The organism is Mesorhizobium sp. WSM4847 (assembly GCF_055811335.1).
The window spans coordinates 46422-72650 of record NZ_JBVVPY010000031.1 but is presented as its reverse complement, the minus strand read 5'-3'; the positions used below and the strand labels follow the sequence as shown (position 1 = coordinate 72650).

Sequence of the window (26229 nt, the reverse complement as noted above, 5' to 3'; positions counted from 1 at the left end):
CGCAGCGGGTGATCCGGTCATGACCCGGGTCACCCGCCAACCCGATCATGCATGATTCTAGAGACACAAGGGGTGTTCCAGCTTGGCACCGACAGTACTCCGTCCAACACCCCTCTTCCGTCTCGGCGCTGCGCGCCGCCGATCCACCGCCCGGGGCGAGTCACGGGCCTCGCCCGCCCTTCGGCCCCCACAAGGGGAGAAGGCAAGAGGGCTGCTAGGCATTCCCGATCAGCACTCCAGCCGCAAACACCAGCGCGCCGCCCAGCACCACCTGGAAGGTGGCGCGCCAGAACGGCGTCTGCATATAACGGTTCTGCACAAAGGCGATCGCCCACAGTTCGAAGAACACCACCACGACCGCGAGAATTGTCGCGGTCCAGAAGTACGGAATGAGGTAGGGCAAGGCGTGACCGAGGCCACCCAGCGCCGTCATCACGCCTGTGGTGATGCCGCGTTTCACCGGCGAGCCGCGGCCCGACAGCTTGCCGTCGTCGGAGGCGACCTCGGTGAAGCCCATCGAGATGCCGGCGCCGATTGAGGCGGCAAGCCCGACCAGGAAGGTCTGGAACGTGTCGTGCGTGGCGAACGCGGCGGCGAAGATCGGCGCCAGCGTCGACACCGATCCGTCCATCAGCCCGGCCAGTCCCGGCTGCACATAGGTCAGGATGAACTGGCGCTGCTCGGCCGCTGCTTCCTCGGCTTTCACCGCGCCCGACACATGCTTTTGCTCCAGCCGCTGCGCCAGCGTCTCGTGGCCCTGTTCGGCCACCGCCAGATTGTCGAGCAGCTTTCGCGTCGAGGCGTCGCTGGTGCGTTTCGCCGCTTCGACATAGAACAGGTAGGCCTGACGCTCCATAGACTCGGCCTGTTGGCGCACATGTTCGATGCCGAGCGGCCGGACCAGCCAGTCGGGCTTGCGCTCGTAATAGCCCTTTACGTGCTCGCGCCGGATCAGCGGAATGCGCTCGCCAAAACGCTCGCGGTGAAGCTCGATCAGCGAGTCGCGATGGCCATCCTCCTCCTCCGCCATTTCCTCGAACACTTTGGCCGAATGCGGAAACCTATCCGCCAGCCCGTCGGCATAGGCGCGGTAGATACGCCCGTCATCCTCTTCGGAAGAGATGGCGAGCGCCAGGATCTCTTGCTCCGAGAGCGACTCGAAGGGACGGCGACCAAAATCGAAAACACGGGAAAGCATGAGAAATCCGCCCTAGTTTAGAATTATTCTAAACTAGAGTTTGGTGCACCGTTGGTCAATCGCTTGTAGCCGGAGGTTCAAATTTATGGTTGCGGGAATCCTCCGCCAGCGCCCTTCATTATTGGCGAATGTTCACCTATATAGTGGGCTTAAGCCAAGCGAAAGGAACCCGGATGCCGGCAAAACAGCCCACCCATGCATTTGACCCGAAACCCGTTCTCGACCTGATCGCCAGCATCGAGGCCGATCTGCAGCGCCTGAAGGGCCTGGTCGAGCAGCAGGTCGAGAAATTCGACCCGGCCAATCCGCACAACAAGGCCCCCGACGGCAAGCTGACCGAGGAGGGCGTCGAATGCTGCTACCGCCTGTTCGACGAGGGCAAGTCGCGCTATTCGGTTGCCCAGCAGATGAAGATATCCTTCGCCGCCGCCACCCATCGCTTCAACACCTGGCGCAAGATGGGCGGCGCCAAACGGCAACGGACGCTTTTGGGGTGAGGAGCGGTCGGCGAGGAGCGCCACTCTCTGCTCGCAATCCACGAATTGTCTCGGTCACATTTTTCCAGTGGTGCGCGGCCTGGTTTTCCGTGCACCATGGGGCGGTTTCATTCTGCAGGACCTCACCATGACCACCCCTCCCGGCATCGCCGATATCCACCGCGCAGCAACGCGATTGTCCGGCCTGATCGTCGAAACGCCGCTGATCGAATCACCGGAACTGAACAAGCGTTTCGACGCCAGGGTCCTGTTCAAGCCGGAGACGCTGCAGCGCACCGGCTCGTTCAAGTTCCGCGGCGCCTACAACAAACTGTCGTCGCTGAGCGATGAGCAGCGCAGCCGCGGCGTCGTCGCCTTCTCGTCGGGCAACCACGCGCAAGGCGTCGCCGCGTCGGCGGCGATGTTCGGCGTCAAGGCGGTTATCGCCATGCCCACCGATGCGCCGGCAATGAAGGTCGGCAATGTCAGGAAAATGGGCGCCGAAGTGGTTCCGTTCGACCGGTTTCGCGACGATCGCATGGCGGTGGTTCGCCCGTACATGGAACGGGGCATGGTCCTGGTGCTGCCTTTCGACGACCCGGCCATCATCGCCGGCCAGGGAACGATCGGCCTCGAACTGATGGCGCAGGCGAAAGCACTCGGGGTGAGCCTCGACGCGGTCGTCATCCCCTGCGGCGGCGGCGGCCTGAGCAGCGGCATCTCCATCGCGGTCAAGGACGCCTCGCCGGGCACCGCCGTCTGGGCGGTGGAACCCGAGCATTTCGACGACACCTGTCGTTCACTGGCCAGAGGTGCTCGGGTTTCGATCGAACCCGGCCACACTTCGATCTGCGACGCGCTCCTCACCGCCGAGCCGGGCGCGATCACCTTCGAGATCAACCGCAGGAATCTCGCCGGCGGCATTGCCGTGTCCGACAGAGCGGCGGCACAGGCGATGCGCGACGCCATGGCCCATCTCAAGCTGGTGGTCGAGCCCGGCGGCTGCGTCGGGCTGGCCGCGCTGTCATCGGGCGAGATCGAGCTATCAGGCAAATGCGTCGCCGTGGTGCTGTCCGGCGGCAATGTCGATTTCGGCACCTATGCGGAGATCATGGCGGCGGCTTAGGTGGCGACCGAACCGGCACCATTCAAAAAAGGCTGACACGAAATGAAACTGCTCTTCAGCCGCAATCCCAATCCTCGCCTCGCGGTCGCCGTGGCACGTTATCTCGACGCAAAGCTCGACTTTGAGTTCGCATCGCCCTTCGCTCCCGGGCAGGCTGAGCGATATCGCCCGCTGAATCCCAATCTTTCATTGCCGATACTCGTAGGCTCGGGAAACAGCCTCTGGGAGGCTGACGCCATAGCCTGCCGGCTTTCACGCGACGCGCATTCGGATCTCTGGCGCACCGGCGACGACGAACCCGAGATGATCCGATGGCTCAGTTGGGGTAAAGAGAGCTTCGCAAGAGCTTGCGACGTCGTGCATTTCGAACGCGGCACCAAGCAGCGATATGGGATTGGCCCGATCGATCAGCACCGGGTTGAGGAGGGGCTGAGAGACTTTCGCACGGCCGCTGCAACACTTGAGGCCGCGCTTTCCGAGCGAGACTGGCTGGTCGAAAACTCGGTCTCCTATGCCGACTTTCGAATGGCGACGTTTCTGCCTTTCAACGATATCGCCAGATTGCCGCTCGACGATTATCCTTCGGTCAGTCGTTGGTATCGCCAGCTTGAAGAGATCGACGCCTGGCGCGATCCCTTCAAAGGACTGGATGCGCCTGAATTGCCGCCGGTCCCGAATCAGGCCAGACCGGCATAAAATCTCGATCCGAATGGTCATGCATCCAAGGTGACATCTCGGCCATTGCGTGAGCTATTGAGTTGGATCCTAATCCAGCGTCCGGCGGAACCGCACCAGCGCCACGCCGGCAAACAGCGCCACGAACACGACCAGCCAGCCGATTTCGGTCGCGACCGCCGGCAGGTCGGCGCCCTTCAGCATCACCGCGCGGATGATGCGCAGGAAATGCGTCAGCGGCAGGATCTCGCCGAAGATCTGCGCCCAGCCAGGCATGCCGCGATAGGGGAACATGAAGCCCGACAACAGGATCGACGGCAGGAAGAAGAAGAAGGTGAGCTGCAGTGCCTGCATCTGCGTGCGCGCCATCGTCGAGATGGTGTAGCCGAGCAGCACCAGCGCCAGCACGAAGACCAGAACCGCCGCAAGCAGCAGCGACAACGACCCGGTGAAGGGAACCCCAAACAGCAGCTTGGCCGCCGCCAGCACCACCGCCACTTGCACGGCGCCGACCACCAGATAGGGCAGCACCTTGCCGAGCATGATTTCGAGTGGGCTGGACGGCATCGCCAGAAGGTTTTCCATCGTGCCGCGCTCGGTCTCGCGCGTCAGTGCGATCGAGGTCATCATCACCATCGTCATCTGCAGGATGACGCCGAGCAGGCCGGGCACGATGTTGTATTGCGAGATGCCTTCCGGATTGTAGCGTCGGTGCACAACGACTTCGAACTGGCCTCGGGCAGCTTCGGCGGCCGTCTCCTGCATGCCGCGCGCCCTGAGCAGCGCCTGGTTGGCAACGGTGCCGAGCGTCGAAATGGCCCCGCTGGCGACTGCCGGGTCGGTCGCATCAGCCTCGATCAGGATTTGCGGCTGGTCGCCGCGCTCAACTCGCCGGGCAAAGTCGGCGGGAATGGTGACGACAAAGGCGACGTCGCCACGCGCCATCAGGAATTCCGCCTCGGCGGCATTTTGCGCGACATGGTCGAAGCGGTAGTAGCCGGTGGTCTGCAGCGCCGAAACCATGGCTCGCGTATAGGGATCGCTGCTCATCGCCACCAGGGCGGCCGGCAGGCTCTTTGGATCGTTGTTGATGGCATAGCCAAACAGCACCAGCTGCATCAGGGGCACGCCCAGCATCATGGCGAAGGTGATGCGGTCGCGCCGCATCTGGATGAACTCCTTGATCAGCAGCGCGCCGAGCCTGGCGAAGGAAAAGACGCTGTTTATCCCGTTTTTCATCCCATATTGTCCTTCGAGCCGGACATGAACTGGATGAACACATCCTCCAGGCTGGTCTCGCCCGGCGTCACCGTGACGCCCTTGTGGTCTTTCTCGACATCGGCGAGCGCAGCCTGAAGCGCCGTCTTGTCGGAGCCGACGACGTGCAGCGTCGCGCCAAACGGCGCCACCTGGTCGACACCGGACCGGCCGCTGAGTGCGGCAGCGACCTGGTCGAGGCGCGGACCCTGCACAACGAAGGTCGTCAGCCCGGCATTCCTGACCACCTCGTCGACCGTGCCGGTGGCCAGCATCCTGCCGTAGGAGATGTAGCCGATGCGATGGCAGCGCTCGGCCTCGTCCATATAGTGGGTGGAGACCAGCACGGTCAGCCCGCCGCTGGCCAGCCGATGGATCTCGTCCCAGAATTCACGCCGCGCCTTCGGATCGACGCCCGCCGTCGGCTCGTCGAGCAGCAGCAATCTGGGCTTGTGCATGATGCAGGCGGCCAGCGCCAGCCGCTGCTTCCAGCCACCGGACAGCGTGCCGGCCAACTGGTCCTTGCGCGAGGTGAGGCCAAGATCCTCCAGCGTCCTGGCGACATGCTCGTTGAGCGGCTTCAACCCATAGAGCCGCGCTACGAATTCCAGGTTTTCGGCGATGGTCAAATCCTCGTAGAACGAGAATTTCTGGGTCATATAGCCGACTTCGCGCTTGATCCTCAGACTGTCGGTGCGGATGTCGAAGCCGAGCACCGTGCCTTCGCCCTCATCCGGCGTCAGCAGGCCGCACATGATGCGGATGGTCGTCGTCTTGCCAGAGCCGTTGGGGCCGAGGAAGCCGACGATCTCGCCCTCGGCCACCGTCATCGTCACATGGTCGACGACGGTCTTGTCACCAAAACGCTTGACCAGGCCGTGGACGTCGATGACGTTCATTTGCCGATATCCGCCAGTTCGACATCAACGATCTGCCCCGGTTGCAGCGCGCCGGCGTCGCCCTCCGGCCGCGCCTCGACCAGATAGACCAGCTTCTGCCGGGTCTCGAGCGAGTAGATCACCGGCGGCGTGAATTCCGGGTCCGGCGACACGTAGCTGACGCGAGCCTTCACGTCCGGCCCGCAGCCGTCGCAATGGACGTTGAGCAGCGTGCCGACTTCCACCGACGAGAACGCGCTTTCCGGCACATAGACGCTGAGCTTCACCGCGCCGTCCGGCAGAATCGAAATGACCGGCGCGGTCGGCCCGGCGGTGTCGCCGGGATAGCGGATCACATCGTTGATGCGGCCGGGCGAAGGCGCCGCCAGCACACGCTTCGACAGCCGCCAGCGCGCCTGCTCCAGCGCCGATTGCGCCTGCCTGACCTGATTGTCGGCGGCCTTGATCGTCTCGGGCCGCGCCGGCAGGCCTCCGACAGCGAGATTGGCTTCCGCCTGGCCGAGCTGTGCGTTGGCAGTTTCCAGCGACGCCGAAGCCGTATCATAATCGGCCTGAGTGCCGGTGCCGCGTTTGAACAAATCGCTGGCGCGGGTGTATCTGCGTTTGGCGTCGGCGGCTTGTGCCTTGGCCATGTCGACCTGCGCCTTGAGCACCTCAATCTCTTCCGGCCGCTTGCCGACCTGCAGGTCGGCAAGTTGCGCCTGGGCCTGGGCAAGGGCCGCCTCGGCTTGCGCGACGGCTATTTTTGCATCGGCGCTTTCCAGCGTCACCACTGGCGTGCCCGGCGCGACGCGATCGCCGCGCTTGACCGAAATCGTCTCGACCTGCGCCACCTCGATCGGCGCGAGCAGCACATAGTCGCCCTCGACATAGCCGACGGCGAGCGGCGCCGCCGGTGCGCAGGTGCTGAAAAGCAGGGCGGCGAGCGGCACAGAGCAGAGGAAACTCATGATCTACGATCCTTCCGGTCGGTTAAGTGACGCCGAGCCAAAATCGCGCCGAGATTATCCGTCACTGCCGCCGCGATCTTGGTGGCCTCGGCGTCGCCGATCGCGCGCCAGCCCATGCGGCGCATCACCGCCTCGCGGCCGATGCGGAAATAGACGACCTGGCCGATCAGCGTGAACACGGTGAGTCGGGTAGCCTCGCTTTCGGCCGCCTCGCCCGTCGCCTGCTCCCAGATCAGGCAGAGCCGGCGATGCGTCGGCTCGAACACGCCGTCATAGATGCGGTCGAGTGCCGCCGTCGGATGCGACAGCTCACGCAGGACAAACTGCACGATCTCGCCGGCCTCCGGCCTTGCCACGATGAAAGCCACCATCCGCTCCAGCGCGGTGAACAGTTGTGCCCGCGCCGCTTCGGGGTCGCCCGTTTCTGGTTCGCCCGTTTCTGGTTCGCTTGAGCCCTGCAGATTGCCGATCGCCTGGCCGGCAATGGTCTGGATCGTGTCGACGATATAGTCGGCCGCAGCGGTGCGAAGCCCTTCCTTGCCGCCGAAATGATAGGCGATCGAGCCGATATTGGCCCTGGCCTCAGCCGCGATCTCGCGCGTCGAGGTGCCGTCAAAACCCTGGCGTCCGAACAGCTTCAGCGCTGCGCGAACAAGTGCCGCGCGCGTCATCTCGGCGGGGGATGCCTCGCGGCGCGGAATTTTAGCGTTTGTCGGTTTGCTCATGATCCGCAGTTTAATCAATCGAATGATTAAAGTCAAGCCTTGCCGATCTCCACCTGTCGATCTCCACCTTGCCATCTCCATCCGCGCGCGCTTTAGTGTGGAGCCATGGTCAAGGAAATCGAGCGCAAGTTCCTGGTCTCCGGCGATGGCTGGCGGGATCTGGTCGAAGCGGACATCCGCATTCGCCAGTTCTATCTCGTTGCCGCGCCCGACCGCTCGGTCCGCGTGCGTATCAGCGACGGCGCCTCGGCAAAGCTGACGCTCAAATTCGGCAGCAAGGCCCGCGAACGCGACGAATTCGAATATCCGATCCTTCTGGCGGATGCGGAAGAGATGCTGGCCTTCGCAATCGGTCGTGTCATCGAGAAGACACGCCACCATGTTAGGCATCGCGGCCATCTCTATGAAGTCGATGTCTTCGGCGGGATGCTCAGCGGTCTGGTGGTCGCCGAGCTTGAGACGCCGCAGGACGTGCAGGGCGAAATGCTGCCAGATTGGCTCGGCCGCGAAGTCACCGGCGAGCACAGGTTCTACAACGCGTCGCTCGCCCTCGAGGGGATTCCGGAGATCGCCGCATGAGCTATCGCATCGATCCGCGCCTGCCGTTGACCGGCGAGGTCAGGCGCATCCTCGCTGAGGAGATCGGCAAGGCGCTCGTCCATCTGGACGCGGCGCATGACAGGCCGGAGCAGGCGCTGCACAAATGCCGCAGGCGGCTGAAGAAGGTGCGTGCCTTGCTGCGCCTGGTCCGTCCCGGAGACGAAACATTTTGCAGTACCGAGAACCAATGCTACCGAGAGGTGGCTGCCCTGCTTGCCGGCCCGCGCGAGGCGACCGCGCTGGTTGAAACCATCGACCGGCTGGCAAAAAACTTTCCCGAGCAAAGCGCCGGCGGCGGTCTCGATGCCGTTCGCGACACGCTGGTGGCGCGCCGGCACCAATTGCATGGTGGAGTTGGCCTCGGCGCCGCGATAGCTGCCGCGACTGCCGCTTGCGAGGATGGCATCAGCCGCATCGATACTCTGGTCTTGCCCGACCAGCCCGAACAGGCCGCCGATGTGCTTGCCGAAGGCGCCCGCATCACTCTGCGTCGCGCCAGAAAGGCGCTGGACAAGGCGGGCTCCCGCGGCGATGCCGACGATTTCCACGATCTGCGCAAGGCGGCAAAGACTCACGGCATGCATCTGTCGCTGCTTGGAAGGCTGTGGCCGACGCCGATCAAGGCACGGCGCAAGGCGGTCGACGAACTTGGCGAAAAGCTGGGCGAACTGCATGATGTGTTCGTCTTGCGCACGCTTCTCGAGGCCCACGACCGGCCGCTCGGCTCTCCTCAGGAAACGCGACTGCTGAGCAAGCTGTTGAAGCGCTCGGAGAAAAGCCTGAAAAAGACCTGTCTTGCGGCGGCAGCCGATCTGTTCGGCGATAGGCCCAGGCGCTCGGCAAAAAAACTCGCGCGCAAGGCGCGCACCGATCTGGCCGCCGCGCCGCACGAAGACGCCAGCGCGCGCGGCGCCGCTGCCTGACGCGGTGCTTGCGTCCGTCCGACATCGCTGACGATGAGGAGAGGGTTAGACCTCTCCCGGCGCGGCATTCTTCAACTGCGCTCGCGCGTCCCTGATCGAGGCGGCGTATGTCACCAGCGGCCGTTTGACGCCGTGGTTGATCAGCATGCGGCGTGTCTGCGGCGAAGCGCCTGATATGATGAAGCGCACGCCGGCGCGCCTCGCCTTGTGGGCAGCGCTCTCGATGACGTTGGCCGCCGTTGAATCGAAGAACGGCACGGCCGAGCAGTCGAGGATGAAGTTCTTGCGCTGGTCGGCGATGCGATCCAGCACCGTGGCGACGGTCGAGGCGGCGCCGAAGAAGAAGGCGCCGGAAATCCGGTAGACGACGGTGTCGGCATCGCTGGCTTCGCTGGAATCGTATGCGCTGGCGGCGCCGGTTCTGTCGGCGACATCGTCCTGCACCAGTCCCTGATCCGGCTCAACCGCAATGTTCTTGGCCATGCGGTCGATGAACAGGATCGAGCCCAGCGCGAAGCCGACGACGATGCCTTCGGTGAGATCACGGAAGATGACGATCAGGAAAGTCGCCATCAGCACCAGCGCGTCGCCGCGCGAGGCACGCAGCAGCGTGGCAAAGGCCTGCTTCTCGAACATGTTCCAGCACACCACCGCCAGCACGCCGGCAAGGGCTGCAAGCGGGATGTAGCTGGCCAGCGGCGCCGCCGCCAGCATCAGGGCAAGCAGGAGGGCCGAGTGGATCATGCCCGAGACCGGTCCATGCGCGCCGGCCCGCACATTGGTCGCGGTGCGGGCTATGGTGCCGGTGGTGCAGATGCCGCCGAACAGGGCGGACGCGATGTTGGCGAAGCCTTGCGCCACGAGTTCGCAGTTGGAGCGGTGCCGCCTTCCTGTCATGCCGTCGGCGACCACCGCCGACAGCAGCGATTCGATCGCGCCGAGCAGCGCAAAGGCTAGGGCGTCCGGCAGGACGTCGATCATCCTGCCGAAGCTGATCGGCGGAAAGGCCGGCATTTGCAGGCTGCGCGGGATACCGCCGAAGCGCGTGCCGATCGTTTCGGCAGGCAGAGAAAACAGCGCCACGACAAGCGACGCCAGACCGATGGCGATCAGCATGGCGGGCCATTTCGGCCGCCACCGTTTCATCAGGGCAATGGCGACGATGGTCAGCAGAGCGACGAAGGTGGCGGCGAGATTGATCGTGCCGGCCGCCGCGCCGATCGCCATCAGCTTCGGCACCAGCGGTCCAGGTTCTTTGCCGGCGAGTTTTAGCCCGAACAGCTCGACGATCTGGCCGGAGAAGATGATGATGGCGATGCCGGCGGTGAAGCCGACGGTCACCGGATAAGGAATGAATTTGATGTAGGTGCCAAGCCTGAGGTAGCCGATGACGAGCAGCAAGACGCCGGCCATCATCGTCGCCAGCAGCAACCCGTCGACGCCGACCCGTGCCACGGTTGCCGCCATCAGCACGATAAAGGCGCCCGCCGGCCCGCCGATCTGGAAACGGCTGCCGCCCAGAGCCGAGACGAGGAAACCGCCAATGATGGAAGTGTAGAGCCCGCGCTCCGGAGACACGCCCGATGCGATCGCGATCGCCATCGACAGCGGCAGCGCCACGATGGCCACGGTCAGTCCGGCGATGGCATCGGCCTTGAAGTGCTCTGATGTGTAGCCTTCGCGCAGCACCGTCGCCAGCTTCGGCGTGAACAGTTCGGAAAATGTCGGCTGCGCCGGTTGATGAATTGCCCGCTGGGTTCGATGCATGGACTGCCTTCCGCTCCTGATGCATGCCGCCAAAAAGTGCACAGCGGCCACGCATAAAACCAAGCAGGCGGCGGGATCGTCGGCAGGACTGTCGGCGGTCGCCGTCGCGACTCTATTTCGGCTCAGCCTGGCGGGTTCTGCGGCACGACCGGCTTGAGGCGCACCCCCCTGCCGCCGCGCTCGCTGGCCTGGTTCTCGCCGATCAGCTCCACGCCGGCCCGGTCGAGGGCCTGGATGACCTTCATCAGCGTATCGACCACGCCCCTGACCACGCCGTCGCTCGCTTCCATGCGCTGAATGGTTGGAAGCGAAACCCCGGCGCGCTCGGCGAGCGTCTTCTGATCGATGCCGGCCAGAGCCCTTGCGGCGCGCATCTGCGCGGCAGTGATCATCGGCTAAAAACCCCCGTCTGAGTCTGCATTCCATGTATAATACCATCATTGTGATGGATCAAGCATCATCATGCACATGTCAGACATGTGCACACCAGGCCGTTTGCATCTTGGCGAGCCTGCGCGCCCGCTGGGCCAGCACGCCCCAGCCGCCGCAACTTAGAGGAGAATTGGCGCAGCGTCGTTCGGAACGGGCGGTTCAGGCGCCGGCGGTCTGCCCGCGCCATCGCTGGAACGCCCATGCGACCAGCCAGCACAGCATCGCCCAGGCGAAGCCGGCGCACCAGCCGGCCAGCACGTCCGATGGCCAATGAACGCCGAGATAGACGCGGCTGATGCCGACGAGCAGTGCTGTCAGCACGGCAAGTGCCAGCACATAGATCTTGGTCGTTCGCCCAGGCAGGAAACGCGACGCCATGCTGCCCAGCGTCAAATATGTCACCGCCGACAGCATCGCATGGCCGCTTGGAAACGAAAGCGTCGCCACGTCGGCGAGATGCGAGACCAGGTCGGGGCGCGGCCGATCGATTCCTAGCTTCAGCGTGCTCGACAGGGCCTGCCCGCCCGCCACCGCGACGAAGACCAGAAACGCTGCTCCCGGCTTGTGGATCAGCAGCAGATAGACGATCACCGCCACTGTGATCAGCCCGAGCACGATGGCGCTGCCGAGGCTGGTAATGTCGCGCATCGCCCCTTCCAGCCATAGCGGTCCGATCGGATTGTCGGGCTGGCCCGCTTCACGGAAGGCGAGCATAATTTCCGTGTCGAAGGCGTGCGGCGTGGTGTCCCGCGCCACCTCCATCAGTTCCTCGAACCCCCACAGCCCGCCAGCGATGACCAGTCCGGCCAAAAGCACCGGGAATTCGATCCAGTTGAGCAGCTTGTTTGCGGTATTCTTCATCGGGCCAATCGTCTTACAGCGCCGCGCGTCCTTTTGGACGCGCAAAGGACGCTGTAGCACTTTGATTTGGCGCATGATCCTTTCCGAAATCGTTTCCGATTTTCGGGGTCATGCGCAACTACAGTTTTTGCAGATAGGGTCCGAGCGTGATCAGCGCCACCGCTGCGACGGCGAGCACGATGCCGGTCGCCTGCAACGAATTGACGCGCTCGCCGAAGAACACCAGTGCCACCACGTTCACCGACACCAGCTGGATCACCGCCGACAGGCTGAACGACACCGACATGCCGAATTCACGGATCAGCCTCAGCATGATCAGATTGCCCGCTGAATAGAGCGCCAGAGTCAGAACGATCTTGCCGAGGCTCGGCGCCAGCCCCCATTGCTTGGCCGCCGTCGCCGCCAGCAGGAAGATCACTGTCGAAATGCCGAGCTGCCCCAGTCCCCAGAAACTCACTTTTTTGTTCCTCCCGACGCCGTGCTTGCGCGCCTGCCGCAGATCTTGTTTCGGAAGCGTCGGTCGCGGTCAAGCGGCCTGATCAAAGACATGAAATCGGGCTGGAAATTGGTCGGCAACGTCATCAAACTGTGATCTGCTGGCGATACGCGGTCAGTCAAGCAACACGCTCCAGCCATCCCAAAGAGCCAGAGGCACGCCCCCATGACTGAACATCGCCCCGACGCCCATTTCCGCACCAGCCTGCTCGAGGAAAACGATGGGCCAGGAACCAATCCCACTGACAACCAGACGATGGGCGAAATCATCGCCGCGCGATTCGCGCGCCGTGGCTTTCTGCAGGGATCGCTCGCGGCAACCGCCATCGCCGCCACCGTCAGCCCGCTCGCGCTGATCCTCGCCGACGATGCCCGCGCCGGCGGCGGCTCGGTCTTCAGTTTCGACGAGGTCGAGGCAGGCGTCGACGACAAGCACCATGTCGCTGCCGGCTACGACGCCGACGTGCTGTTGCGCTGGGGCGATCCGCTGTTTGCCGATTCGCCGGAATTTGATCCGACAAAACAGTCGGCGCAGGCCCAGGAAAGACAGTTTGGCTACAACAACGACTATGTCGGCTATCTCCCGATAGACGGCTCGGCCGAGCACGGCCTGCTGGTGGTCAACCACGAGTACACCAATCCGCATCTGATGTTCCCGGGCCTTGTCAGCATCGTCGATGGCGAGGCCAAGCAGGCCCCACTGAGCAAGGAACAGGTCGATATCGAGATAGCCGCGCATGGCGGCACCATCGTCGAAATCCGCAAGGCATCAGGCAAATGGCAGGTGGTGCGCGACGGCAAGCTCAACCGCCGCATCACCGCCAACACCGAGATGGCACTGTCCGGCCCCGTCGCCGGCCACGACCGCGTCAAGACCAGTGCCGATCCGACCGGCACGAAGGTCATCGGCACTGTCAACAATTGTGCCGGCGGCGTCACGCCCTGGGGCACCTACGTCATGGCCGAGGAAAACATACACGGCTATTTCTCGGGCGAGCTGCCGGAAGGCCACAAGGAAGCCACCAACTACAAGCGCCTGGGTATTCCCGAAGGCGCCTATGAATGGGCTGCGCATTACGATCGCTTCGACATCGGCAAGGAGCGGAACGAGCCGAATCGCTTCGGCTGGATTGTTGAGGTCGACGTCAACGATCCGACCTCGGTGCCGAGGAAGCGCACTGCCATGGGCCGCTTCAAGCATGAGGGCGCTGAATCGATCGTCGCCAAGGATGGCCGTGTCGTTTTCTATCTCGGCGACGACGAACGCTTCGACTATGTCTATAAATTCGTCACGGCCGGCAAGTTCAACGCCGAGGACCGCGCCGCCAACATGGATCTCCTCGACGACGGCACGCTCTACGTCGCCAAATTCGCCGAGGACGGGTCGATCGAATGGCTGCCCATCGTCTTCGGCCAGGGCCCGCTGACGGCGGAGAACGGCTTTGCCAGCCAGGCCGACGTGCTGATCGAGACGCGCCGTGCCGCCGATCTGCTCGGTGCCACCAAGATGGATCGCCCCGAGGACATCCAGCCCAATCCGACGACTGGCAAGGTCTACGTCATGCTGACCAACAATTCGAAGCGCAAGACGGACCAGGTCGACGCCGCCAATCCGCGCGCCGAAAACGCCTTCGGCCATATCATCGAGATCGTCGAGGACGGTGGCGATTTCACTGCCGCCAAGGGCAAGTGGGAAGTGCTGTTGAAATGCGGCGATCCCTCAGTGGCCGAAGTTGGCGCCACCTTCTCGACCGCAACCACCGCCAATGGCTGGTTCGGCATGCCGGATAATTGCGCCATCGATTCGGCCGGCCGGCTTTGGGTCTCGACCGATGGCCAGGGCCCGAAGGCGACCGGCCGCACCGATGGCCTGTGGGCGGTCGACACCGAAGGCGAGGCGCGGGCGACCTCGAAACTGTTCTTCCGCGTGCCGATCGGCGCCGAAATGTGCGGCCCGCTATTCACGCCCGACGACCAGACCGCCTTCGTCGCGGTTCAGCATCCGGCCGATGGCGGCGAAGACTGGGAGGCTTTTGGCCGTCCCTCTTACTACGAGGACCCGTCGACCCGCTGGCCTGACTTCAAGCCCGATATGCCGGTGCGGCCGTCGGTCGTCGCCATCACCAAACAGGGCGGTGGCAAGATCGCGGTCTGAATCGCCGCAAGGCGCTAGCAGCGCCAAGGAAGGATTTCGTCGATACGAAATCCTTCCTTTTCCTGATGCGCGGGAATGCGCCTGATGGGCTCATTCGGCGCGCTGAACCACGGCCACGTTCATCATGCTTCTCAACCTGAAGCCAATGGACTCGTATAATCCTATGGCCGTGGTGTTGCTGGCATAGGCGTGGAGATAGGGAACTTCGCCGCGCGCCGCTATCCGGTTTGCCACGAACAGCGACAGCAGCCTGCCCAGGCCACCGCCTCGAAATTCCGGATGTGAGCACACCCCGCTAAGTTCGGTATAGCCGGGTTGCTTCATGCGTTCGCCGGCCATCGCCGCAAGTCGGCCCTCGATCTTCACACCCCAAAAATCGCCGAGGCTCAAGGCTTCGAGCGTGAATGGGCCGGGCTTGGTCACCAATGCCAAGGCGAGCATCTCAGCTGCATCGTCCCGCGTCAGACGTTGCACGCGCTCGTCGGAGACCATCTGCAATGGCCGCTCGGCAATCATCTGAACCCCGGGCGCGGTCGAAGTCGCCGAAAGTTCCGCGGGCAGAGCAATGGCGTCCACCTGAAGCAGGATCGCACTCTCGCCTGGGGAGACAAGTTTTCCGAGCGCCTGCAGGCTTTCCGCATCGTCCGCGGCACTGGCAGCGAACGGAGCTATCGAGGGCCGATACCGCATGGCGAGGTCGTCACCTTGCGCGAAGGCGTGGTGTCGCGTCCGAAGCGCGCTCCACACGGGACGGTCAAGCAGGTGTTTCATTGCGCGGCACCTTCCGGCTTCTTTACACGACGGTCGAGAGGCGCCGCGGCGAGGCCGTCCTCGATGGCGGCCAGCTGATCAAGAAGCGGCCCAGAAAGATCCGCGCACAGATCCGCGACGGCATTCTCGATGCGCGGCCAGACGTCGTGCTTTGCAACATCGACCAGCCGCTGGCCGTGCAGGGTGAGGCAGACAATCCTGCGCCGCTGGTCATCATCCGATGGACTGACCTCGACCAGTCCCAATTCGGCCAGAAGCGACACGCTCCGCGTTACACCCGGCTGCGCGACCCCGAGGGATTGCGCCAGTTCCCCGACTGGCAGCGGGCCCAGCCTGTCGAGCGCAGCCAGCAGCGGGTACTGGCTCGACTGAACCGGCACATCGAGGCAGTCGAGCAGGCGCTGCGTATCCGCCTGCAATTGCTCGCCAATACGCTTCAGCCTGCTGCCCAGGCACAGGAAGCCAAGGGACCTTACGACGTCTTCCATAATCAACCTGCCAGCCAATTGATAACACGATATATAACATTATATGGAAATCAAGCGCCGCCATCGCACGGCCGCTTTCAAGCGTCGTCACCAGATTTGGTCGTCTTGGGTCGGGAACATCGCTCGGATGCTGGCGCTGCGTCGCCTGGGCAGGCCGTTCGGTCAGTTCCGAAGCCGATAGCCGGTCCTGAAAATCCACGCGACGATCGCTATGCAGATAAGCAGGAAAACCACGGTCATGCCGAGGCTGATGCCGATCGAGACGTCGGACTTGCCGTAGAAACTCCAGCGAAAGCCGCTGACCAGATAAAGGACAGGGTTGAACAGCGTCACCGTGCGCCAGGTGCCGGGCAGCATGTCGATCGAATAGAAGCTGCCGCCAAGGAAGGTAAGCGGCGTGATGATCAGCAGCGGCACCAGCTGCAGCTGCTCGAAGCTCTTTGCCCAGATGCCGATGATGAACCCGAACAGGCTGAAGGTCACCGACGTCAGCACCAGGAAGGAGAGCATCCAGAACGGATGCTCGATGGTCAGCGGCACGAACAGCGACGCGGTCCCCAGGATGATCAGGCCGAGTATGATCGACTTGGTCGCCGCACCCCCGACATAGGCGATGATGATCTCCAGATAGGACACCGGCGCCGACAGCAGCTCGTAGATCGAGCCGACGAATTTCGGGAAATAGATGGCGAACGAGGCGTTGGAGATCGACTGCGTCAGCAGCGACAGCATGATCAGCCCCGGCACGATAAAGGCGCCGTAGCTGATGCCGTCGATCTCGGTGATGCGCGAGCCGATGGCCGAGCCGAAGACGACGAAATAGAGCGATGTCGAGATGACCGGCGAGACAATGCTCTGCAGCACGGTCCGAAAAGCGCGCGCCATCTCCATCTTGTAGATCGCCCAGACTGCTCGCGGGTTCATGCGCCCTTCCTCACCAGGTTGACGAAGATCTCCTCGAGCGAGCTGTTTTGCGTGTCGATATCGCGGAACTGGACGCCGGCCGTCTCAAGGTCGCGCAGCAGCGAGGCGACGCCCGGCCGCTCGCTCTGGTTGTCATAGGTGTAAGTCAGTCGATCACCGTCCGGCGAAAGCTCCAGCGCGTAGCGCGACAATTTCTCGGGTATGGTGGCGAGCGGACTGCGCAATTCCAGCAACAGCCGTTTGCGGCCGAGCGTGCGCATCAGTTGCACCTTGTCCTCAACCAGCACGATCTCACCGCGATTGATGACGCCGACGCGGTCGGCCATCGCCTCGGCCTCCTCGATATAGTGCGTGGTCAGGATGATGGTGACGCCATCCTCGCGCAGCCGGCGCACCATCGCCCACATGTCCTGACGCAGCTCGACGTCGACGCCGGCTGTCGGCTCGTCGAGGAACAGCACCCTCGGTTCGTGCGACAGCGCCTTGGCGATCATCAGCCGCCGCTTCATGCCGCCGGACAGGGTGATCGCCTTGGCGTCCTTCTTGTCCCACAACGACAGGTCGCGCAGCACTTTCTCGACAAAGGCGTGATTGGCCGGCTTGCCGAACAGGCCGCGGCTGTAGTTGACCGTCGCCCACACGCTCTCGAACGCGTCGATGGTCAGTTCCTGCGGCACCAGCCCGATGAGGCTGCGTGCGGCGCGATAATCCCGGCTGATGTCGTGGCCGTCGACGCTGACCGTGCCCGACGAGCGGTTGACGATACCGCAGACGATCGAGATCAGCGTCGTCTTGCCGGCGCCGTTCGGCCCGAGCAGCGCAAAAATCTCGCCGCGCTCGATATCGAGGTTGATCTCCTTCAGCGCTTTGAAACCGGTGGCGTAGGTCTTGGTGACCCCGGAAATGGAAATGATCGATGGCATGGTTGAAAAACGGCTGCTTGAAAGGAGGTCTGTTGATTTTAGTCCGCTGAATGTCGGTGCGCGCGGCCGGAAGTCAATGGCACTCCTGACATTCTGGACATCGGCGCATCCACCGCTGCGCGGTCCTGCGGCGTTCCGCCTCGCGTGACGCCACGCCGCTTTGACCGCCTGGCGCATCCGGCCTATCTTCCCTGACATAGCAGCAGCCGGAGCCCGCCATGGACCCGCTCATCCTTTCGCGCATCCAGTTCGGCGCCAACATCTCGTTCCATATCCTGTTTCCGGCTATCACCATCGCGCTTGGCTGGATGCTGCTGTTCTTCAAGCTTCGCTACAACGCCACCGGCGATACCGCCTGGATGCGCGCCTATTTCACCTGGGTGAAGGTGTTCGCGCTGTCCTTTGCCATGGGCGTGGTTTCGGGCGTCACCATGAGCTTCCAGTTCGGCACCAACTGGCCGGGCTACATGGAAATCGTCGGCAACATCGCCGGCCCGCTGCTCGCCTATGAGATACTCACCGCCTTCTTCCTCGAGGCGGCGTTCCTCGGCATCATGCTGTTCGGCTTCCGCCGCGTTTCCAACCGCATCCACACGCTGGCAACCGTGCTGGTGGCCGGCGGCACCACCCTGTCCGCCTTCTGGATCATCGCGCTCAATTCATGGATGCAGACGCCGGTCGGCTTCGAGATGCGCGACGGCGTAGCCCACGCTACCGACTGGTGGACGATCGTCTTCAACCCGTCCATGCCCTACCGGCTCGTCCACATGCTGCTTGCCTCCGGCCTGACGGTTTCGTTCCTGATCGCCGGCGTGTCGGCGCTGCGCTATCTCTATGGCGACCGTTCGGAATCGATGTGGAAGGCCTTGCGCACCGGTGTTTTCACCGCGGCGATCCTGATCCCCATCCAGATCTTCGCCGGCGACCAGCATGGCCTCAACACGCTCGAGCATCAGCCGCAGAAGATCGCCGCCATGGAGGCCAACTGGAACACCGGCCCCAACGTGCCGCTGGTCCTTTTCGCGCTTCCCGACGAGGCGGCAAGGGAGAACAAATACGAGATCACCATCCCCGATGGCGCCAGCCTCATCCTCAGGCACAGCGCCAGCGGTGTCGTGCCGGGGCTGAACGACTATGCCGGCAACCACCCGCCGGTGTTCCCGGTGTTCTGGGCTTTTCGCATCATGGTCGGCACCGGCGTCCTGATGCTGGTCGTCTCCTGGTCGGCCGCCTTTTTCCTCAAGCGCCGGCACAGCCTGCCGAGACCGCTGGCGCTGGTGATGGTGCCGATGGCGCTGTCCGGCTGGCTGGCGACACTGGCCGGCTGGTACACCACCGAGATCGGCCGCCAACCGTGGCTGGTCACCGGCGTGCTGAAAACTGTCGATGCCGTCGGCCCGGTCGCCGGCAGCCAGGTCGCGCTGTCGCTCGCGGTTTATCTCATCCTCTATGCGCTGCTTCTGATCGCCTATCTCGGCGTGCTGGTCTATCTGGCGCTGAAGGCGGCGAAGGACGGCGATGCCTCGCCGCTGCCGGGCGTTCTCGACGCGCCGCTGTCGCAGCCGGCGGCGAAATAGCAGAACGGCGATGACCCTCGATTGGCCGACATTGCTCCCCCTCATCTTCGCCGGCCTGATGGGCCTTGCCATCCTGATCTACGTCATCCTCGACGGCTTTGATCTCGGTATCGGCATCCTGTTCGCAGCCGCCGGGGACGCCGAGCAGGACACGATGATCGCCGCAATAGGCCCGTTCTGGGACGCCAACGAGACCTGGCTGGTGCTGGCCGTCGGCCTGCTGCTGGTCGCCTTCCCGCTGGCGCACGGCACCATCCTCACCGCGCTCTACATTCCGGTCTTCCTGCTCCTTGTCGGCCTGATCCTGCGCGGCGTTGCCTTCGATTTCCGGGCCAAGGTGCCGGCCGGTCACAAGCATCGCTGGAACCGCATCTTCTTCCTGGGCTCGGTCATCGCTTCGCTGGCGCAGGGCTACATGCTGGGGATCTATGTGCTGGGCCTTGATGTCGGCCCCGGCGGCATGGCCTTCGGCGCGCTGGTGGCGCTCTGCCTTGCCGCCGCCTATGCGGCGATGGGCGCGGCCTGGGTCATCTACAAGACGGAAGGCGAATTGCAGAAGAAGGCGGTGCTATGGCTGCGCCGGGCGCTGGTGCTGACCGCGCTCGGCATGGTCGCCGTGTCGCTGGCCACGCCGCTCGCCAGTCCGCGCATCTTCGACAAATGGTTCGTCTGGCCGGCCATGCTCTATTTGTCGCCGCTGCCGGTCCTGTCGGCGGTGCTGTTCGCATGGCTGTGGCGGCAGACCTTCCATCTGCCCAAGGCCGGCGACCGCCATGCGCTGACGCCGTTCCTGACGCTGGCCGCCATCTTCACGCTGGGCTTTGCCGGCCTCGCCTGGTCGTTCTATCCCTTCGTCGTGCCCGACAGGCTGACCATCTGGCAGGCGGCGTCCGCGCCGGAAAGCCTCGCCATCATCCTGGCCGGCACGGTGGTGGTGCTGCCGATCATCATTTTCTATTCGTTTTATGCCTACCGCGTCTTCGGCGGCAAGGCGACGGATCTGACCTACGACTGACTGGCAAACCGCCGAACTGCACAATATTTAGGCAGTCGATTGCTCGGGCGGCAGCGGCTCGTGAAGACTGCCTTGCCAATCCCACCTTGCCAATCCCGCCGGGAAAGTCCGATTCGCAGCGATTTCGATGGTTTGGCATGTCTGTTGCTTTGCCCTGGCGACCAATTGGTTTTGTCCAGTCAAAGGGAAAGATAATGAACCGTCGCAATGTCTGCATGCTGGCCTTCGCCGCCGCCGTTGGAACGGCCATGGCTTCGTCTCCGCAGGCGCGGGCCGACGCCTTGAGCGACATCGCGGCGCGCGGCACCGTCCGCATCGCCGTTCCACAGGATTTCCCGCCCTTCGGCAGTGTCGGCGCCGACATGACGCCGCAAGGCTACGACGTCGACATCGCCAATCTGATTGGCGAAAAGCTCGGCGCCAAGGTCGAGATCGTCCCGGTCACCAGCGCCAACCGCATTCCCTATCTCCAGACCAACAAAGTCGACCTGGTCATTTCCAGCCTCGGCAAGAATCCCGATCGCGAGAAGGTCATCGACTTTTCCGAAGCCTATGCTCCGTTCTACAACGGCGTGTTCGCTCCGGCAGACGTCACCGTCGCAAAAACGGAAGACCTCGCCGGCAAGACCGTTGGCGTCACCCGCGGCGCGATCGAAGATCTCGAACTGACCAAGGTTGTGCCCGCGAGCGTCGAGATCAAGCGCTACGAGGACAATAACGGCACTATTTCGGCTTTCCTTTCGGGCCAGGTCGAGGTGATCGCGACCGGGAATGTCGTCGCCGCCGCCATCCTCGAAAAGAACCCGCCCAAGCGGCCGGAGCTCAAGTTCCTGATCAAGAACTCGCCCTGCTACATCGGCATGAACAAGGAGCAGCCGGCGTTGATGGCCAAGATCAACGGGATCATCGCCGCCGCCAGGTCCGATGGCGCCCTTAACGCGATTTCGCAAAAATGGCTGAAGGTGGACCTGCCGGCTGAGCTGTGATCGCCCCCGCCGCGTGTGGCTGAGGTCGGAGTGCAAGCCATGACCTATCAGTTCGATTTCGGCTGGCTGATCGGATCTCTGCCGGTGCTGCTCAAGGGCATTCGGATCACCGTGCAGCTCATCCTGATCGGCGCGGTGTTCGGCGTGGCATTGGGCATTGCCTGCGCCTGGGTGCGGGCGCTGGGGCCGAAATGGCTAAAACCCGTCGTCGCGACCTATGTCGAGCTGATCCGCAACACGCCCTTCCTCATCCAGCTGTTCTTCATCTTCTTCGGCCTGCCGTCGCTTGGCATCAGGATGTCGGAACTGACCGCCGCCAACCTCGCCATGATCGTCAACCTCGGCGCCTACAGCTGCGAGATCATCCGCGCCGGCATCCAGGCCACGCCACGCGGCCAGTTCGAGGCCGGCGCCAGCCTCGCCATGACCCCGTTCCAGACCTTCTGGCACGTGGTTCTGGTCCCGGCGCTGCAGCGCATCTGGCCTGCGCTGTCGTCGCAGATCGTCATCGTCATGCTGGGTTCGGCCGTCGTTTCGCAGATTGCCGCCGAGGACCTGACCTTCGCCGCCAACTTTATCCAGTCGCGCAATTTCAGGGCCTTCGAAACCTACATCGTCTCCGCCCTGATCTACCTGGCGCTCGCCATCCTGCTGCGCCAGCTGCTGGCCGGCCTGGGCTGGATGCTGTTCCCGAGGAAGGCGCCGCGATGAGACAGGCGCCATGACCGAGTTCAGCTTCTGGGACATCCTGCGCAACCTGCTTCTGGCCGCCCGCTGGACCGTTGTCCTCTCGCTGGTCTCCTTCATCGGTGGCGGCATCGTCGGCGCGGCCCTGCTTTTCTTGCGCATCGGCGGCCGGCGTGGGATGCAGTTTCTGTCACGCGGCTACATCCAGCTGTTTCAGGGCACGCCGCTGCTGATGCAGCTCTTTCTGGCTTTCTTAGGGCTTGGCCTGTTTGGCATCGACGTTCCCGCCTGGCTTGCCGCCTGTGTCGCGCTCATCCTGTGGACCGCAGCCTTCCTCGCCGAAATCTGGCGTGGCTGCGTCGAGAGCATTGCCAAGGGCCAATGGGAGGCGTCAGCCAGCCTCGGCATGGGTTATCTCCAGCAGATGCACTACGTCATCCTGCCGCAGGCACTGAAAGTGGCGGTGCCGCCGACCGTCGGCTTCTCGGTGCAGGTGGTGAAGGGCACCGCGCTCACCTCGATCATCGGCTTCGTCGAACTGTCGAAGGCCGGTTCGATCGTCACCAACGCGACGTTCCAGCCGTTCACCGTCTATGGCCTGGTCGCGCTCATCTATTTTGCTTTGTGCTGGCCGCTGTCGAAATCCAGCCAGCTCCTGGAAAGGAAGCTCAATGCCGCTCATCGCAATCACTGAGGTGAAGAAGCGCTTCGGCGACAACGAGGTGCTGAAGGGGATTTCCATCGACGTCGCGCCGGGCGAGGTCGTCGCCATCATCGGCAAGAGCGGTTCGGGCAAGTCGACGCTGCTGCGCTGCATCAACGGGCTGGAGACCATCGATGAAGGCTCGATCGTCGTCGCCGGCGCCCAGTTCCTGCCCGACGAGGTGCATCTCAAGGCGCTGCGCCTGAAGGTCGGCATGATTTTTCAGCAATTCAACCTGTTCCCGCATCTCACCGCCGGTGGCAATGTCATGCTGTCGCAGATGGTGGTGAAGAAGACGCCGAAGAAGGACGCCGAGGCGGTCGCGCGAAAAATGCTCGACCGCGTCGGTCTCGCCCACAAGTTCGATGCGTTGCCGGACGAATTGTCCGGCGGCCAGCAGCAGCGCGTGGCGATCGCCCGGGCGCTCGCCATGCAGCCCATCGCGCTGCTATGCGACGAGATCACCTCGGCGCTCGATCCCGAGCTCGTCGCCGAGGTGCTGGCCGTCGTCAAGGAATTGGCGGCGGAAGGCATGACGCTGGTGATGGTCACCCACGAGATGCGCTTTGCCCGCGACGTCTGCTCGCGCGTCGTCTTCATGCATCAGGGCCGCGTCCACGAGATCGGCGCCCCCGAGGACGTTTTTTCCAATCCCAGGACGCCGGAGCTCCGGCAGTTTCTGGGCGTGCAATAAGCTGTGTTGATATTCAGCCGGCCTGCAACCGGCGCTACTCGCGTACCCGAAAGTACGCTCCGTTCCGGATCTCGGAATCCACCATTTTCGGCGCGGCCTGACCTGGTACCTCACCACACTTGACGCCGACATGCGTCCATTAGGACGCACCAAGTACACACTGGCAAAAGATCAGCTCTTGTTGCCGGCCAGCACCAGCACCGGTTTTTCGCTGTAAAGATCCGGGAATAGCGTCTTCAAATTCTCGACCTTGGGCAGGTCGTTGTAGACGATATAGGGATAGGTCGGGTTCAGCGTCAAAAAGTCCTGATGATAGTCTTCGGCCGGATAGAACGTCTTTCCGGTCTCCAGCGCGGTCACGATCGGCTCTGGAAACACCTTGGCCTTGTCAAGCTGGGCGATGTAGCTCTCGGCGATCTTCTTCTGCCCGTCGGTTTCGGCAAAGATCGTCGAACGGTATTGGGGGCCGCGGTCCGGACCCTGGTAGTTCAGCTGTGTCGGGTTGTGCGCGACCGAGAAATACACCTGCAGCAACTGGCCGTAAGTGACTTTGGATGGCTCGTAGGTGATCTCGACGGCTTCGGCGTGCCCGGTCCGGCCGGTGCCGACCGTCTCGTAGACGGCGGTGTCCTCGGTCCCGCCGGCATAGCCGGAGACGGCGCTGGTCACGCCGTTGACGTGCTGGAACACGCCTTGCACGCCCCAGAAGCAGCCGCCGGCGAAGACCGCCTTGGCGGTGCCGGCGGCGGGTTTCTCGTCCATCGCCGGCGGCGGGATCACCACCGCCTCCTCGGCCGAAATTGCCGGCGTCTGCCACAAGGCGGCGCCGGCCGCCGCGAGCATCAGCGCCGCAAGCGCGCCCCTGGCGAAGTTCATCGACCGTTTCGCGGCGGTTTTTTCAATGCCGGTCATCTCTGCTCTCCCATGCGTGAGTTTACGATTATACGACAGATAGGTCCGTCGCGGTCTCACATTGCCGTGCGGGCGCGTGCATTCGGCCGCGCCCCGTTCGCGGACGCGGGCCTACTTGGCCGTCCCCATCGCGTCGCAGGCCTTGGTCGCCTCGTCCTTTTTCATCGCGTCGGTTTCCATGGCAGCCTTGTCCATGCAGTCCTTCATCTTTTCGGCCGCCATCGGATCCGCCGGCTTCATCGCGTCGGTCGCCGGCTTCATGGCGTCGGTCGCCATCGCATCGGCCGGCTTCATCGCATCTTCGGCGCGCGCAATGCCGCCAGCGAAAAGCGCCGTCGAGCACAGTGCGAAGGCAAGTGCCGGCAAGGTCAGGCGGGTGAGGTTGGTCATGATGGTCTCCAGGTTGGTGGCGCGCCGGAATGGCGATCACATCAGCTCTTCGCCGCCGCCTGGGCTTTCGTTACAGCCATCACCGCTTCGTGATCGGAAGGCTCGTTGTTTTTGCAACGCTGGATATTGGCGAAAGCGGGTGCGACATCCAATCTCCCTCCTTGTGGGGGAGATGTCCGGCAGGACAGAGGGGGGCGACGTAAAGCGCGGCGAGGCAGCCCTTGCGTGCAGTGGCCTCGCTCCCTAACGCCAGGTTAATGCATCGATAACCGGAGAGGCGGTCGAATCTCCTGGCAACAGGGGTGGATCACGGCGGCGGGATTTTCGATCTTGGCAAGGCCGCGGGACAGCGCCCCCCTCTGGCCTGCCGGCCATCTCCCCCACAAGGGGGGGGAGATTGGCAGCTCAGGCGCCTGCCCCTATTGCGTAAGCACTGTTTGCGAAGGCCGCTGATTGAAGTCGCACTTGCCGGTCACGGTGTAGAAGAAGTCGGCGTTGGACACCGGAGCCGGTACGGGATTGCCGCCGTCTTCCCAGGCCTGCTGGCTGGGTTGGCCGCACGGCACGGCGGTGAAGATGTCCACCAGTTTGCCGTTCGCGACTTCAACGCCGTCGATGTACAACCGGTTCGATGTGTTTGCGTCATTCGACTTGAGCTTGGGTGTTTGGGCCGATGGCACATCCATCTGCAGATACAGCACATCCATCAGGCTGACGTCGATCACCGCGCCGGCGCCGTTCGCGGGGTACATAGTGTTGGTGCAGGTGGTCAGGTATTTCTTGTTGCCGCTCGTCTGGGTAATCGCCCCGGTAGGCAGGCCGTTAAAATTCTGCACCGTCTTGGTCGTGCATTTCTGTTCCTGGACCTTCGTGCTCGTCGCTCCGTTGACCGTATACACTGCCGACGTGCCGTAGCCTTTCGGATCACCAAAATTGTTGTAGACATAAGTGATCTTCATCAGCGGATTGATCGCCGTCTCGGTGAATTTCGTGCCGTAGAGCGTCATTGTCTTGTTCCAATGGCCCGAAACCTTGTCGACCTTGAACGTGGTCTGCACCAGCGCCGGCCGCTTGCGCACTGCCGACGCGACGCCGATCTGCACCGTGTCGACGTGGGCGATCTGCATGAAGTTCGTCGGCATGGCAAACTTGGCCGAAGCATCGATGCTGGCGGTGCCGTCGGCGGCGACGACGAAGCTATCGAGCTTGGCGGTGCCTTGCCCGCTATTGGACGTAAACGACTCCTGCAGTTTCACCTGACGGTCCGCCAGTGACGTGCTGGTTGGCAGCGTCGTGATCGACAGCGTCGCGGCATCGAGCGCATTCTGCATCGATCCCTTGGTCGCAACGGCTGAGTTGTAGTCGATTGAAAAGCCCAGAGCGGCACACATCGGGATAAGCATGATGGCGAGTATCGGCGCGAGGGAGCCGCTCTCGGAATTGAGAAAATGACGTCCAGATTGTGGCATTGCTTGGCCCCCCAAACCGTGACAGCTCGTGGCCTGTCACGCAGGGCGCGAACTATGCCCTAATCTGATGGACCAAAGTTTAACGGCTTTGCGTCCGCTGGCGGCTTATGCGCCGCGCCCGCCGCCGCTTGCCCGGGCAAGCTGCCCCTGC

The 26229-nt window shown here is 63.3% G+C and carries 29 protein-coding genes; 13 read left to right on the top strand and 16 right to left on the bottom strand.

Features of this window, described 5'->3' with window-relative positions; genetic code table 11:
* Window positions 1–214: 214 nt before the first annotated feature.
* Window positions 215–1198 carry an iron exporter MbfA gene (gene mbfA, locus AC0L28_RS30860; RefSeq protein WP_023801400.1) on the bottom strand — a complete coding sequence of 328 codons (984 nt, stop codon included), beginning with the start codon at window positions 1196–1198 and terminating at the stop codon, window positions 215–217.
* A gap of 173 nt (window positions 1199–1371) precedes the next feature.
* Between mbfA and AC0L28_RS30855 the strand changes: the two genes are divergently transcribed.
* The 3 genes from AC0L28_RS30855 (at window position 1372) to AC0L28_RS30845 (ending at window position 3496) form a co-directional block, all read left to right on the top strand.
* Window positions 1372–1695: a hypothetical protein gene (locus AC0L28_RS30855; RefSeq protein WP_023801401.1), complete on the top strand. Its 324-nt coding sequence runs from the start codon at window positions 1372–1374 to the stop codon at window positions 1693–1695.
* Window positions 1696–1822: 127 nt separating this feature from the next.
* Complete coding sequence (locus AC0L28_RS30850) at window positions 1823–2800, top strand: threonine/serine dehydratase (protein ID WP_473482067.1); 978 nt, start codon at window positions 1823–1825, stop codon at window positions 2798–2800.
* A gap of 42 nt (window positions 2801–2842) precedes the next feature.
* Window positions 2843–3496 (top strand): glutathione S-transferase family protein, encoded by a 654-nt coding sequence (locus tag AC0L28_RS30845; protein WP_473482065.1) that lies wholly within the window; start codon window positions 2843–2845, stop codon window positions 3494–3496.
* A gap of 69 nt (window positions 3497–3565) precedes the next feature.
* Here AC0L28_RS30845 and AC0L28_RS30840 read toward each other — a convergent pair whose 3' ends face one another.
* The 4 genes from AC0L28_RS30840 to AC0L28_RS30825 are packed head-to-tail and all read right to left on the bottom strand — an operon-like array spanning window position 3566 to window position 7306.
* A complete protein-coding gene (locus AC0L28_RS30840) occupies window positions 3566–4702 on the bottom strand; it encodes an ABC transporter permease (protein WP_473482073.1) in 1137 nt (378 codons plus the stop codon).
* A gap of 8 nt (window positions 4703–4710) precedes the next feature.
* Window positions 4711–5631 (bottom strand): ABC transporter ATP-binding protein, encoded by a 921-nt coding sequence (locus AC0L28_RS30835; RefSeq protein WP_091591967.1) that lies wholly within the window; start codon window positions 5629–5631, stop codon window positions 4711–4713.
* A complete protein-coding gene (locus tag AC0L28_RS30830) occupies window positions 5628–6581 on the bottom strand; it encodes an HlyD family secretion protein (RefSeq protein WP_023801406.1) in 954 nt (317 codons plus the stop codon). Before AC0L28_RS30830 ends, AC0L28_RS30835 begins: the two co-directional genes overlap by 4 nt.
* Complete coding sequence (locus AC0L28_RS30825) at window positions 6578–7306, bottom strand: CerR family C-terminal domain-containing protein (protein ID WP_473482063.1); 729 nt, start codon at window positions 7304–7306, stop codon at window positions 6578–6580. Before AC0L28_RS30825 ends, AC0L28_RS30830 begins: the two co-directional genes overlap by 4 nt.
* Before the next feature lie 105 nt (window positions 7307–7411).
* Here AC0L28_RS30825 and AC0L28_RS30820 point away from each other — a divergent pair, with 105 nt between their 5' ends.
* Together AC0L28_RS30820 and AC0L28_RS30815 are read left to right on the top strand one after the other, a co-directional pair.
* Window positions 7412–7885 carry a CYTH domain-containing protein gene (locus AC0L28_RS30820; protein WP_128245702.1) on the top strand — a complete coding sequence of 158 codons (474 nt, stop codon included), beginning with the start codon at window positions 7412–7414 and terminating at the stop codon, window positions 7883–7885.
* On the top strand, window positions 7882–8829 hold the full coding sequence (locus AC0L28_RS30815; protein ID WP_473482061.1) for a CHAD domain-containing protein: 948 nt from the start codon (window positions 7882–7884) through the stop codon (window positions 8827–8829). The genes AC0L28_RS30820 and AC0L28_RS30815 overlap by 4 nt, the downstream gene beginning before the upstream one ends.
* 45 nt (window positions 8830–8874) lie before the next feature.
* Here AC0L28_RS30815 and AC0L28_RS30810 read toward each other — a convergent pair whose 3' ends face one another.
* The 4 genes from AC0L28_RS30810 to AC0L28_RS30795 form a co-directional block, all read right to left on the bottom strand.
* Entirely contained in the window at window positions 8875–10596 is a 1722-nt protein-coding gene (locus AC0L28_RS30810) for a SulP family inorganic anion transporter (protein WP_473482059.1), read from the bottom strand.
* A 122-nt stretch (window positions 10597–10718) separates the two neighbouring features.
* Window positions 10719–10988 carry a helix-turn-helix domain-containing protein gene (locus AC0L28_RS30805; protein WP_023801411.1) on the bottom strand — a complete coding sequence of 90 codons (270 nt, stop codon included), beginning with the start codon at window positions 10986–10988 and terminating at the stop codon, window positions 10719–10721.
* Window positions 10989–11187: 199 nt separating this feature from the next.
* Window positions 11188–11889, bottom strand: coding sequence for a phosphatase PAP2 family protein (locus AC0L28_RS30800; RefSeq protein ID WP_287344283.1), 702 nt, complete (start codon window positions 11887–11889; stop codon window positions 11188–11190).
* 118 nt (window positions 11890–12007) lie between these two features.
* Window positions 12008–12346 (bottom strand): hypothetical protein, encoded by a 339-nt coding sequence (locus AC0L28_RS30795; protein ID WP_027154722.1) that lies wholly within the window; start codon window positions 12344–12346, stop codon window positions 12008–12010.
* Window positions 12347–12550: 204 nt separating this feature from the next.
* Here AC0L28_RS30795 and AC0L28_RS30790 point away from each other — a divergent pair, with 204 nt between their 5' ends.
* Window positions 12551–14539, top strand: a complete 1989-nt coding sequence (locus AC0L28_RS30790; protein WP_473482056.1) for a PhoX family protein — start codon at window positions 12551–12553, stop codon at window positions 14537–14539.
* A 90-nt stretch (window positions 14540–14629) separates the two neighbouring features.
* Here the strand turns inward: AC0L28_RS30790 and AC0L28_RS30785 are convergent, their stop codons facing one another.
* The 4 genes from AC0L28_RS30785 to AC0L28_RS30770 form a co-directional block, all read right to left on the bottom strand.
* The gene (locus AC0L28_RS30785; protein WP_023801416.1) at window positions 14630–15310 is read right to left on the bottom strand and encodes a GNAT family N-acetyltransferase; all 681 of its coding nucleotides are present in this window, start codon (window positions 15308–15310) and stop codon (window positions 14630–14632) included.
* The gene (locus tag AC0L28_RS30780) at window positions 15307–15798 is read right to left on the bottom strand and encodes a MarR family winged helix-turn-helix transcriptional regulator (protein ID WP_473482054.1); all 492 of its coding nucleotides are present in this window, start codon (window positions 15796–15798) and stop codon (window positions 15307–15309) included. The genes AC0L28_RS30785 and AC0L28_RS30780 overlap by 4 nt, the downstream gene beginning before the upstream one ends.
* Window positions 15799–15960: 162 nt before the next feature.
* Window positions 15961–16722, bottom strand: a complete 762-nt coding sequence (locus AC0L28_RS30775) for an ABC transporter permease (protein WP_128245696.1) — start codon at window positions 16720–16722, stop codon at window positions 15961–15963.
* On the bottom strand, window positions 16719–17645 hold the full coding sequence (locus tag AC0L28_RS30770; protein ID WP_128169311.1) for an ABC transporter ATP-binding protein: 927 nt from the start codon (window positions 17643–17645) through the stop codon (window positions 16719–16721). Before AC0L28_RS30770 ends, AC0L28_RS30775 begins: the two co-directional genes overlap by 4 nt.
* On the opposite strand from AC0L28_RS30770, the gene AC0L28_RS30765 reads away from it, so the two are divergent.
* The 7 genes from AC0L28_RS30765 (at window position 17632) to AC0L28_RS30735 (ending at window position 23307) form a co-directional block, all read left to right on the top strand.
* Complete coding sequence (locus AC0L28_RS30765; RefSeq protein ID WP_156941598.1) at window positions 17632–17793, top strand: hypothetical protein; 162 nt, start codon at window positions 17632–17634, stop codon at window positions 17791–17793. The two genes, AC0L28_RS30770 and AC0L28_RS30765, sit on opposite strands and share 14 nt — an antisense overlap.
* A gap of 70 nt (window positions 17794–17863) precedes the next feature.
* The gene (locus AC0L28_RS30760; RefSeq protein WP_473482051.1) at window positions 17864–19222 is read left to right on the top strand and encodes a cytochrome ubiquinol oxidase subunit I; all 1359 of its coding nucleotides are present in this window, start codon (window positions 17864–17866) and stop codon (window positions 19220–19222) included.
* Between the two features lie 10 nt (window positions 19223–19232).
* Window positions 19233–20237 carry a cytochrome d ubiquinol oxidase subunit II gene (locus AC0L28_RS30755; protein WP_287066694.1) on the top strand — a complete coding sequence of 335 codons (1005 nt, stop codon included), beginning with the start codon at window positions 19233–19235 and terminating at the stop codon, window positions 20235–20237.
* 194 nt (window positions 20238–20431) lie between these two features.
* Window positions 20432–21223 (top strand): transporter substrate-binding domain-containing protein, encoded by a 792-nt coding sequence (locus AC0L28_RS30750; protein WP_473482049.1) that lies wholly within the window; start codon window positions 20432–20434, stop codon window positions 21221–21223.
* A gap of 39 nt (window positions 21224–21262) precedes the next feature.
* Window positions 21263–21934: an amino acid ABC transporter permease gene (locus tag AC0L28_RS30745; protein ID WP_473482047.1), complete on the top strand. Its 672-nt coding sequence runs from the start codon at window positions 21263–21265 to the stop codon at window positions 21932–21934.
* A gap of 10 nt (window positions 21935–21944) precedes the next feature.
* Entirely contained in the window at window positions 21945–22604 is a 660-nt protein-coding gene (locus AC0L28_RS30740) for an amino acid ABC transporter permease (RefSeq protein WP_473482045.1), read from the top strand.
* The gene (locus AC0L28_RS30735; RefSeq protein ID WP_473482043.1) at window positions 22582–23307 is read left to right on the top strand and encodes an amino acid ABC transporter ATP-binding protein; all 726 of its coding nucleotides are present in this window, start codon (window positions 22582–22584) and stop codon (window positions 23305–23307) included. The genes AC0L28_RS30740 and AC0L28_RS30735 overlap by 23 nt, the downstream gene beginning before the upstream one ends.
* A gap of 171 nt (window positions 23308–23478) precedes the next feature.
* Here the strand turns inward: AC0L28_RS30735 and msrA are convergent, their stop codons facing one another.
* The 3 genes from msrA to AC0L28_RS30720 form a co-directional block, all read right to left on the bottom strand.
* Entirely contained in the window at window positions 23479–24219 is a 741-nt protein-coding gene (msrA, locus tag AC0L28_RS30730) for a peptide-methionine (S)-S-oxide reductase MsrA (protein ID WP_473482041.1), read from the bottom strand.
* A 111-nt stretch (window positions 24220–24330) separates the two neighbouring features.
* Entirely contained in the window at window positions 24331–24609 is a 279-nt protein-coding gene (locus AC0L28_RS30725; protein WP_128245691.1) for a hypothetical protein, read from the bottom strand.
* Window positions 24610–25028: 419 nt separating this feature from the next.
* Complete coding sequence (locus AC0L28_RS30720) at window positions 25029–26078, bottom strand: TadE/TadG family type IV pilus assembly protein (protein ID WP_473482039.1); 1050 nt, start codon at window positions 26076–26078, stop codon at window positions 25029–25031.
* Window positions 26079–26229: the final 151 nt, after the last annotated feature.

What these genes read in the sequence shown, in the direction of transcription:
- AC0L28_RS30760 (WP_473482051.1), top strand. Translation starts at nt 17,864, where the DNA reads ATGGACCCGCTCATCCTTTCGCGCATCCAGTTCGGCGCCAACATCTCG.
- AC0L28_RS30740 (WP_473482045.1), top strand. Translation starts at nt 21,945, where the DNA reads ATGACCGAGTTCAGCTTCTGGGACATCCTGCGCAACCTGCTTCTGGCC.
- AC0L28_RS30820 (WP_128245702.1), top strand. Translation starts at nt 7,412, where the DNA reads ATGGTCAAGGAAATCGAGCGCAAGTTCCTGGTCTCCGGCGATGGCTGG.
- AC0L28_RS30830 (WP_023801406.1), bottom strand. Translation starts at nt 6,581, where the DNA reads ATGAGTTTCCTCTGCTCTGTGCCGCTCGCCGCCCTGCTTTTCAGCACC.
- AC0L28_RS30765 (WP_156941598.1), top strand. Translation starts at nt 17,632, where the DNA reads ATGATCGATGGCATGGTTGAAAAACGGCTGCTTGAAAGGAGGTCTGTT.
- AC0L28_RS30825 (WP_473482063.1), bottom strand. Translation starts at nt 7,306, where the DNA reads ATGAGCAAACCGACAAACGCTAAAATTCCGCGCCGCGAGGCATCCCCC.
- msrA (WP_473482041.1), bottom strand. Translation starts at nt 24,219, where the DNA reads ATGACCGGCATTGAAAAAACCGCCGCGAAACGGTCGATGAACTTCGCC.
- AC0L28_RS30815 (WP_473482061.1), top strand. Translation starts at nt 7,882, where the DNA reads ATGAGCTATCGCATCGATCCGCGCCTGCCGTTGACCGGCGAGGTCAGG.
- AC0L28_RS30850 (WP_473482067.1), top strand. Translation starts at nt 1,823, where the DNA reads ATGACCACCCCTCCCGGCATCGCCGATATCCACCGCGCAGCAACGCGA.
- mbfA (WP_023801400.1), bottom strand. Translation starts at nt 1,198, where the DNA reads ATGCTTTCCCGTGTTTTCGATTTTGGTCGCCGTCCCTTCGAGTCGCTC.
- AC0L28_RS30745 (WP_473482047.1), top strand. Translation starts at nt 21,263, where the DNA reads ATGACCTATCAGTTCGATTTCGGCTGGCTGATCGGATCTCTGCCGGTG.
- AC0L28_RS30845 (WP_473482065.1), top strand. Translation starts at nt 2,843, where the DNA reads ATGAAACTGCTCTTCAGCCGCAATCCCAATCCTCGCCTCGCGGTCGCC.
- AC0L28_RS30810 (WP_473482059.1), bottom strand. Translation starts at nt 10,596, where the DNA reads ATGCATCGAACCCAGCGGGCAATTCATCAACCGGCGCAGCCGACATTT.
- AC0L28_RS30755 (WP_287066694.1), top strand. Translation starts at nt 19,233, where the DNA reads ATGACCCTCGATTGGCCGACATTGCTCCCCCTCATCTTCGCCGGCCTG.
- AC0L28_RS30780 (WP_473482054.1), bottom strand. Translation starts at nt 15,798, where the DNA reads ATGGAAGACGTCGTAAGGTCCCTTGGCTTCCTGTGCCTGGGCAGCAGG.
- AC0L28_RS30720 (WP_473482039.1), bottom strand. Translation starts at nt 26,078, where the DNA reads ATGCCACAATCTGGACGTCATTTTCTCAATTCCGAGAGCGGCTCCCTC.
- AC0L28_RS30785 (WP_023801416.1), bottom strand. Translation starts at nt 15,310, where the DNA reads ATGAAACACCTGCTTGACCGTCCCGTGTGGAGCGCGCTTCGGACGCGA.
- AC0L28_RS30770 (WP_128169311.1), bottom strand. Translation starts at nt 17,645, where the DNA reads ATGCCATCGATCATTTCCATTTCCGGGGTCACCAAGACCTACGCCACC.
- AC0L28_RS30790 (WP_473482056.1), top strand. Translation starts at nt 12,551, where the DNA reads ATGACTGAACATCGCCCCGACGCCCATTTCCGCACCAGCCTGCTCGAG.
- AC0L28_RS30725 (WP_128245691.1), bottom strand. Translation starts at nt 24,609, where the DNA reads ATGACCAACCTCACCCGCCTGACCTTGCCGGCACTTGCCTTCGCACTG.
- AC0L28_RS30735 (WP_473482043.1), top strand. Translation starts at nt 22,582, where the DNA reads ATGCCGCTCATCGCAATCACTGAGGTGAAGAAGCGCTTCGGCGACAAC.
- AC0L28_RS30855 (WP_023801401.1), top strand. Translation starts at nt 1,372, where the DNA reads ATGCCGGCAAAACAGCCCACCCATGCATTTGACCCGAAACCCGTTCTC.
- AC0L28_RS30835 (WP_091591967.1), bottom strand. Translation starts at nt 5,631, where the DNA reads ATGAACGTCATCGACGTCCACGGCCTGGTCAAGCGTTTTGGTGACAAG.
- AC0L28_RS30800 (WP_287344283.1), bottom strand. Translation starts at nt 11,889, where the DNA reads ATGAAGAATACCGCAAACAAGCTGCTCAACTGGATCGAATTCCCGGTG.
- AC0L28_RS30750 (WP_473482049.1), top strand. Translation starts at nt 20,432, where the DNA reads ATGAACCGTCGCAATGTCTGCATGCTGGCCTTCGCCGCCGCCGTTGGA.
- AC0L28_RS30775 (WP_128245696.1), bottom strand. Translation starts at nt 16,722, where the DNA reads ATGAACCCGCGAGCAGTCTGGGCGATCTACAAGATGGAGATGGCGCGC.
- AC0L28_RS30805 (WP_023801411.1), bottom strand. Translation starts at nt 10,988, where the DNA reads ATGATCACTGCCGCGCAGATGCGCGCCGCAAGGGCTCTGGCCGGCATC.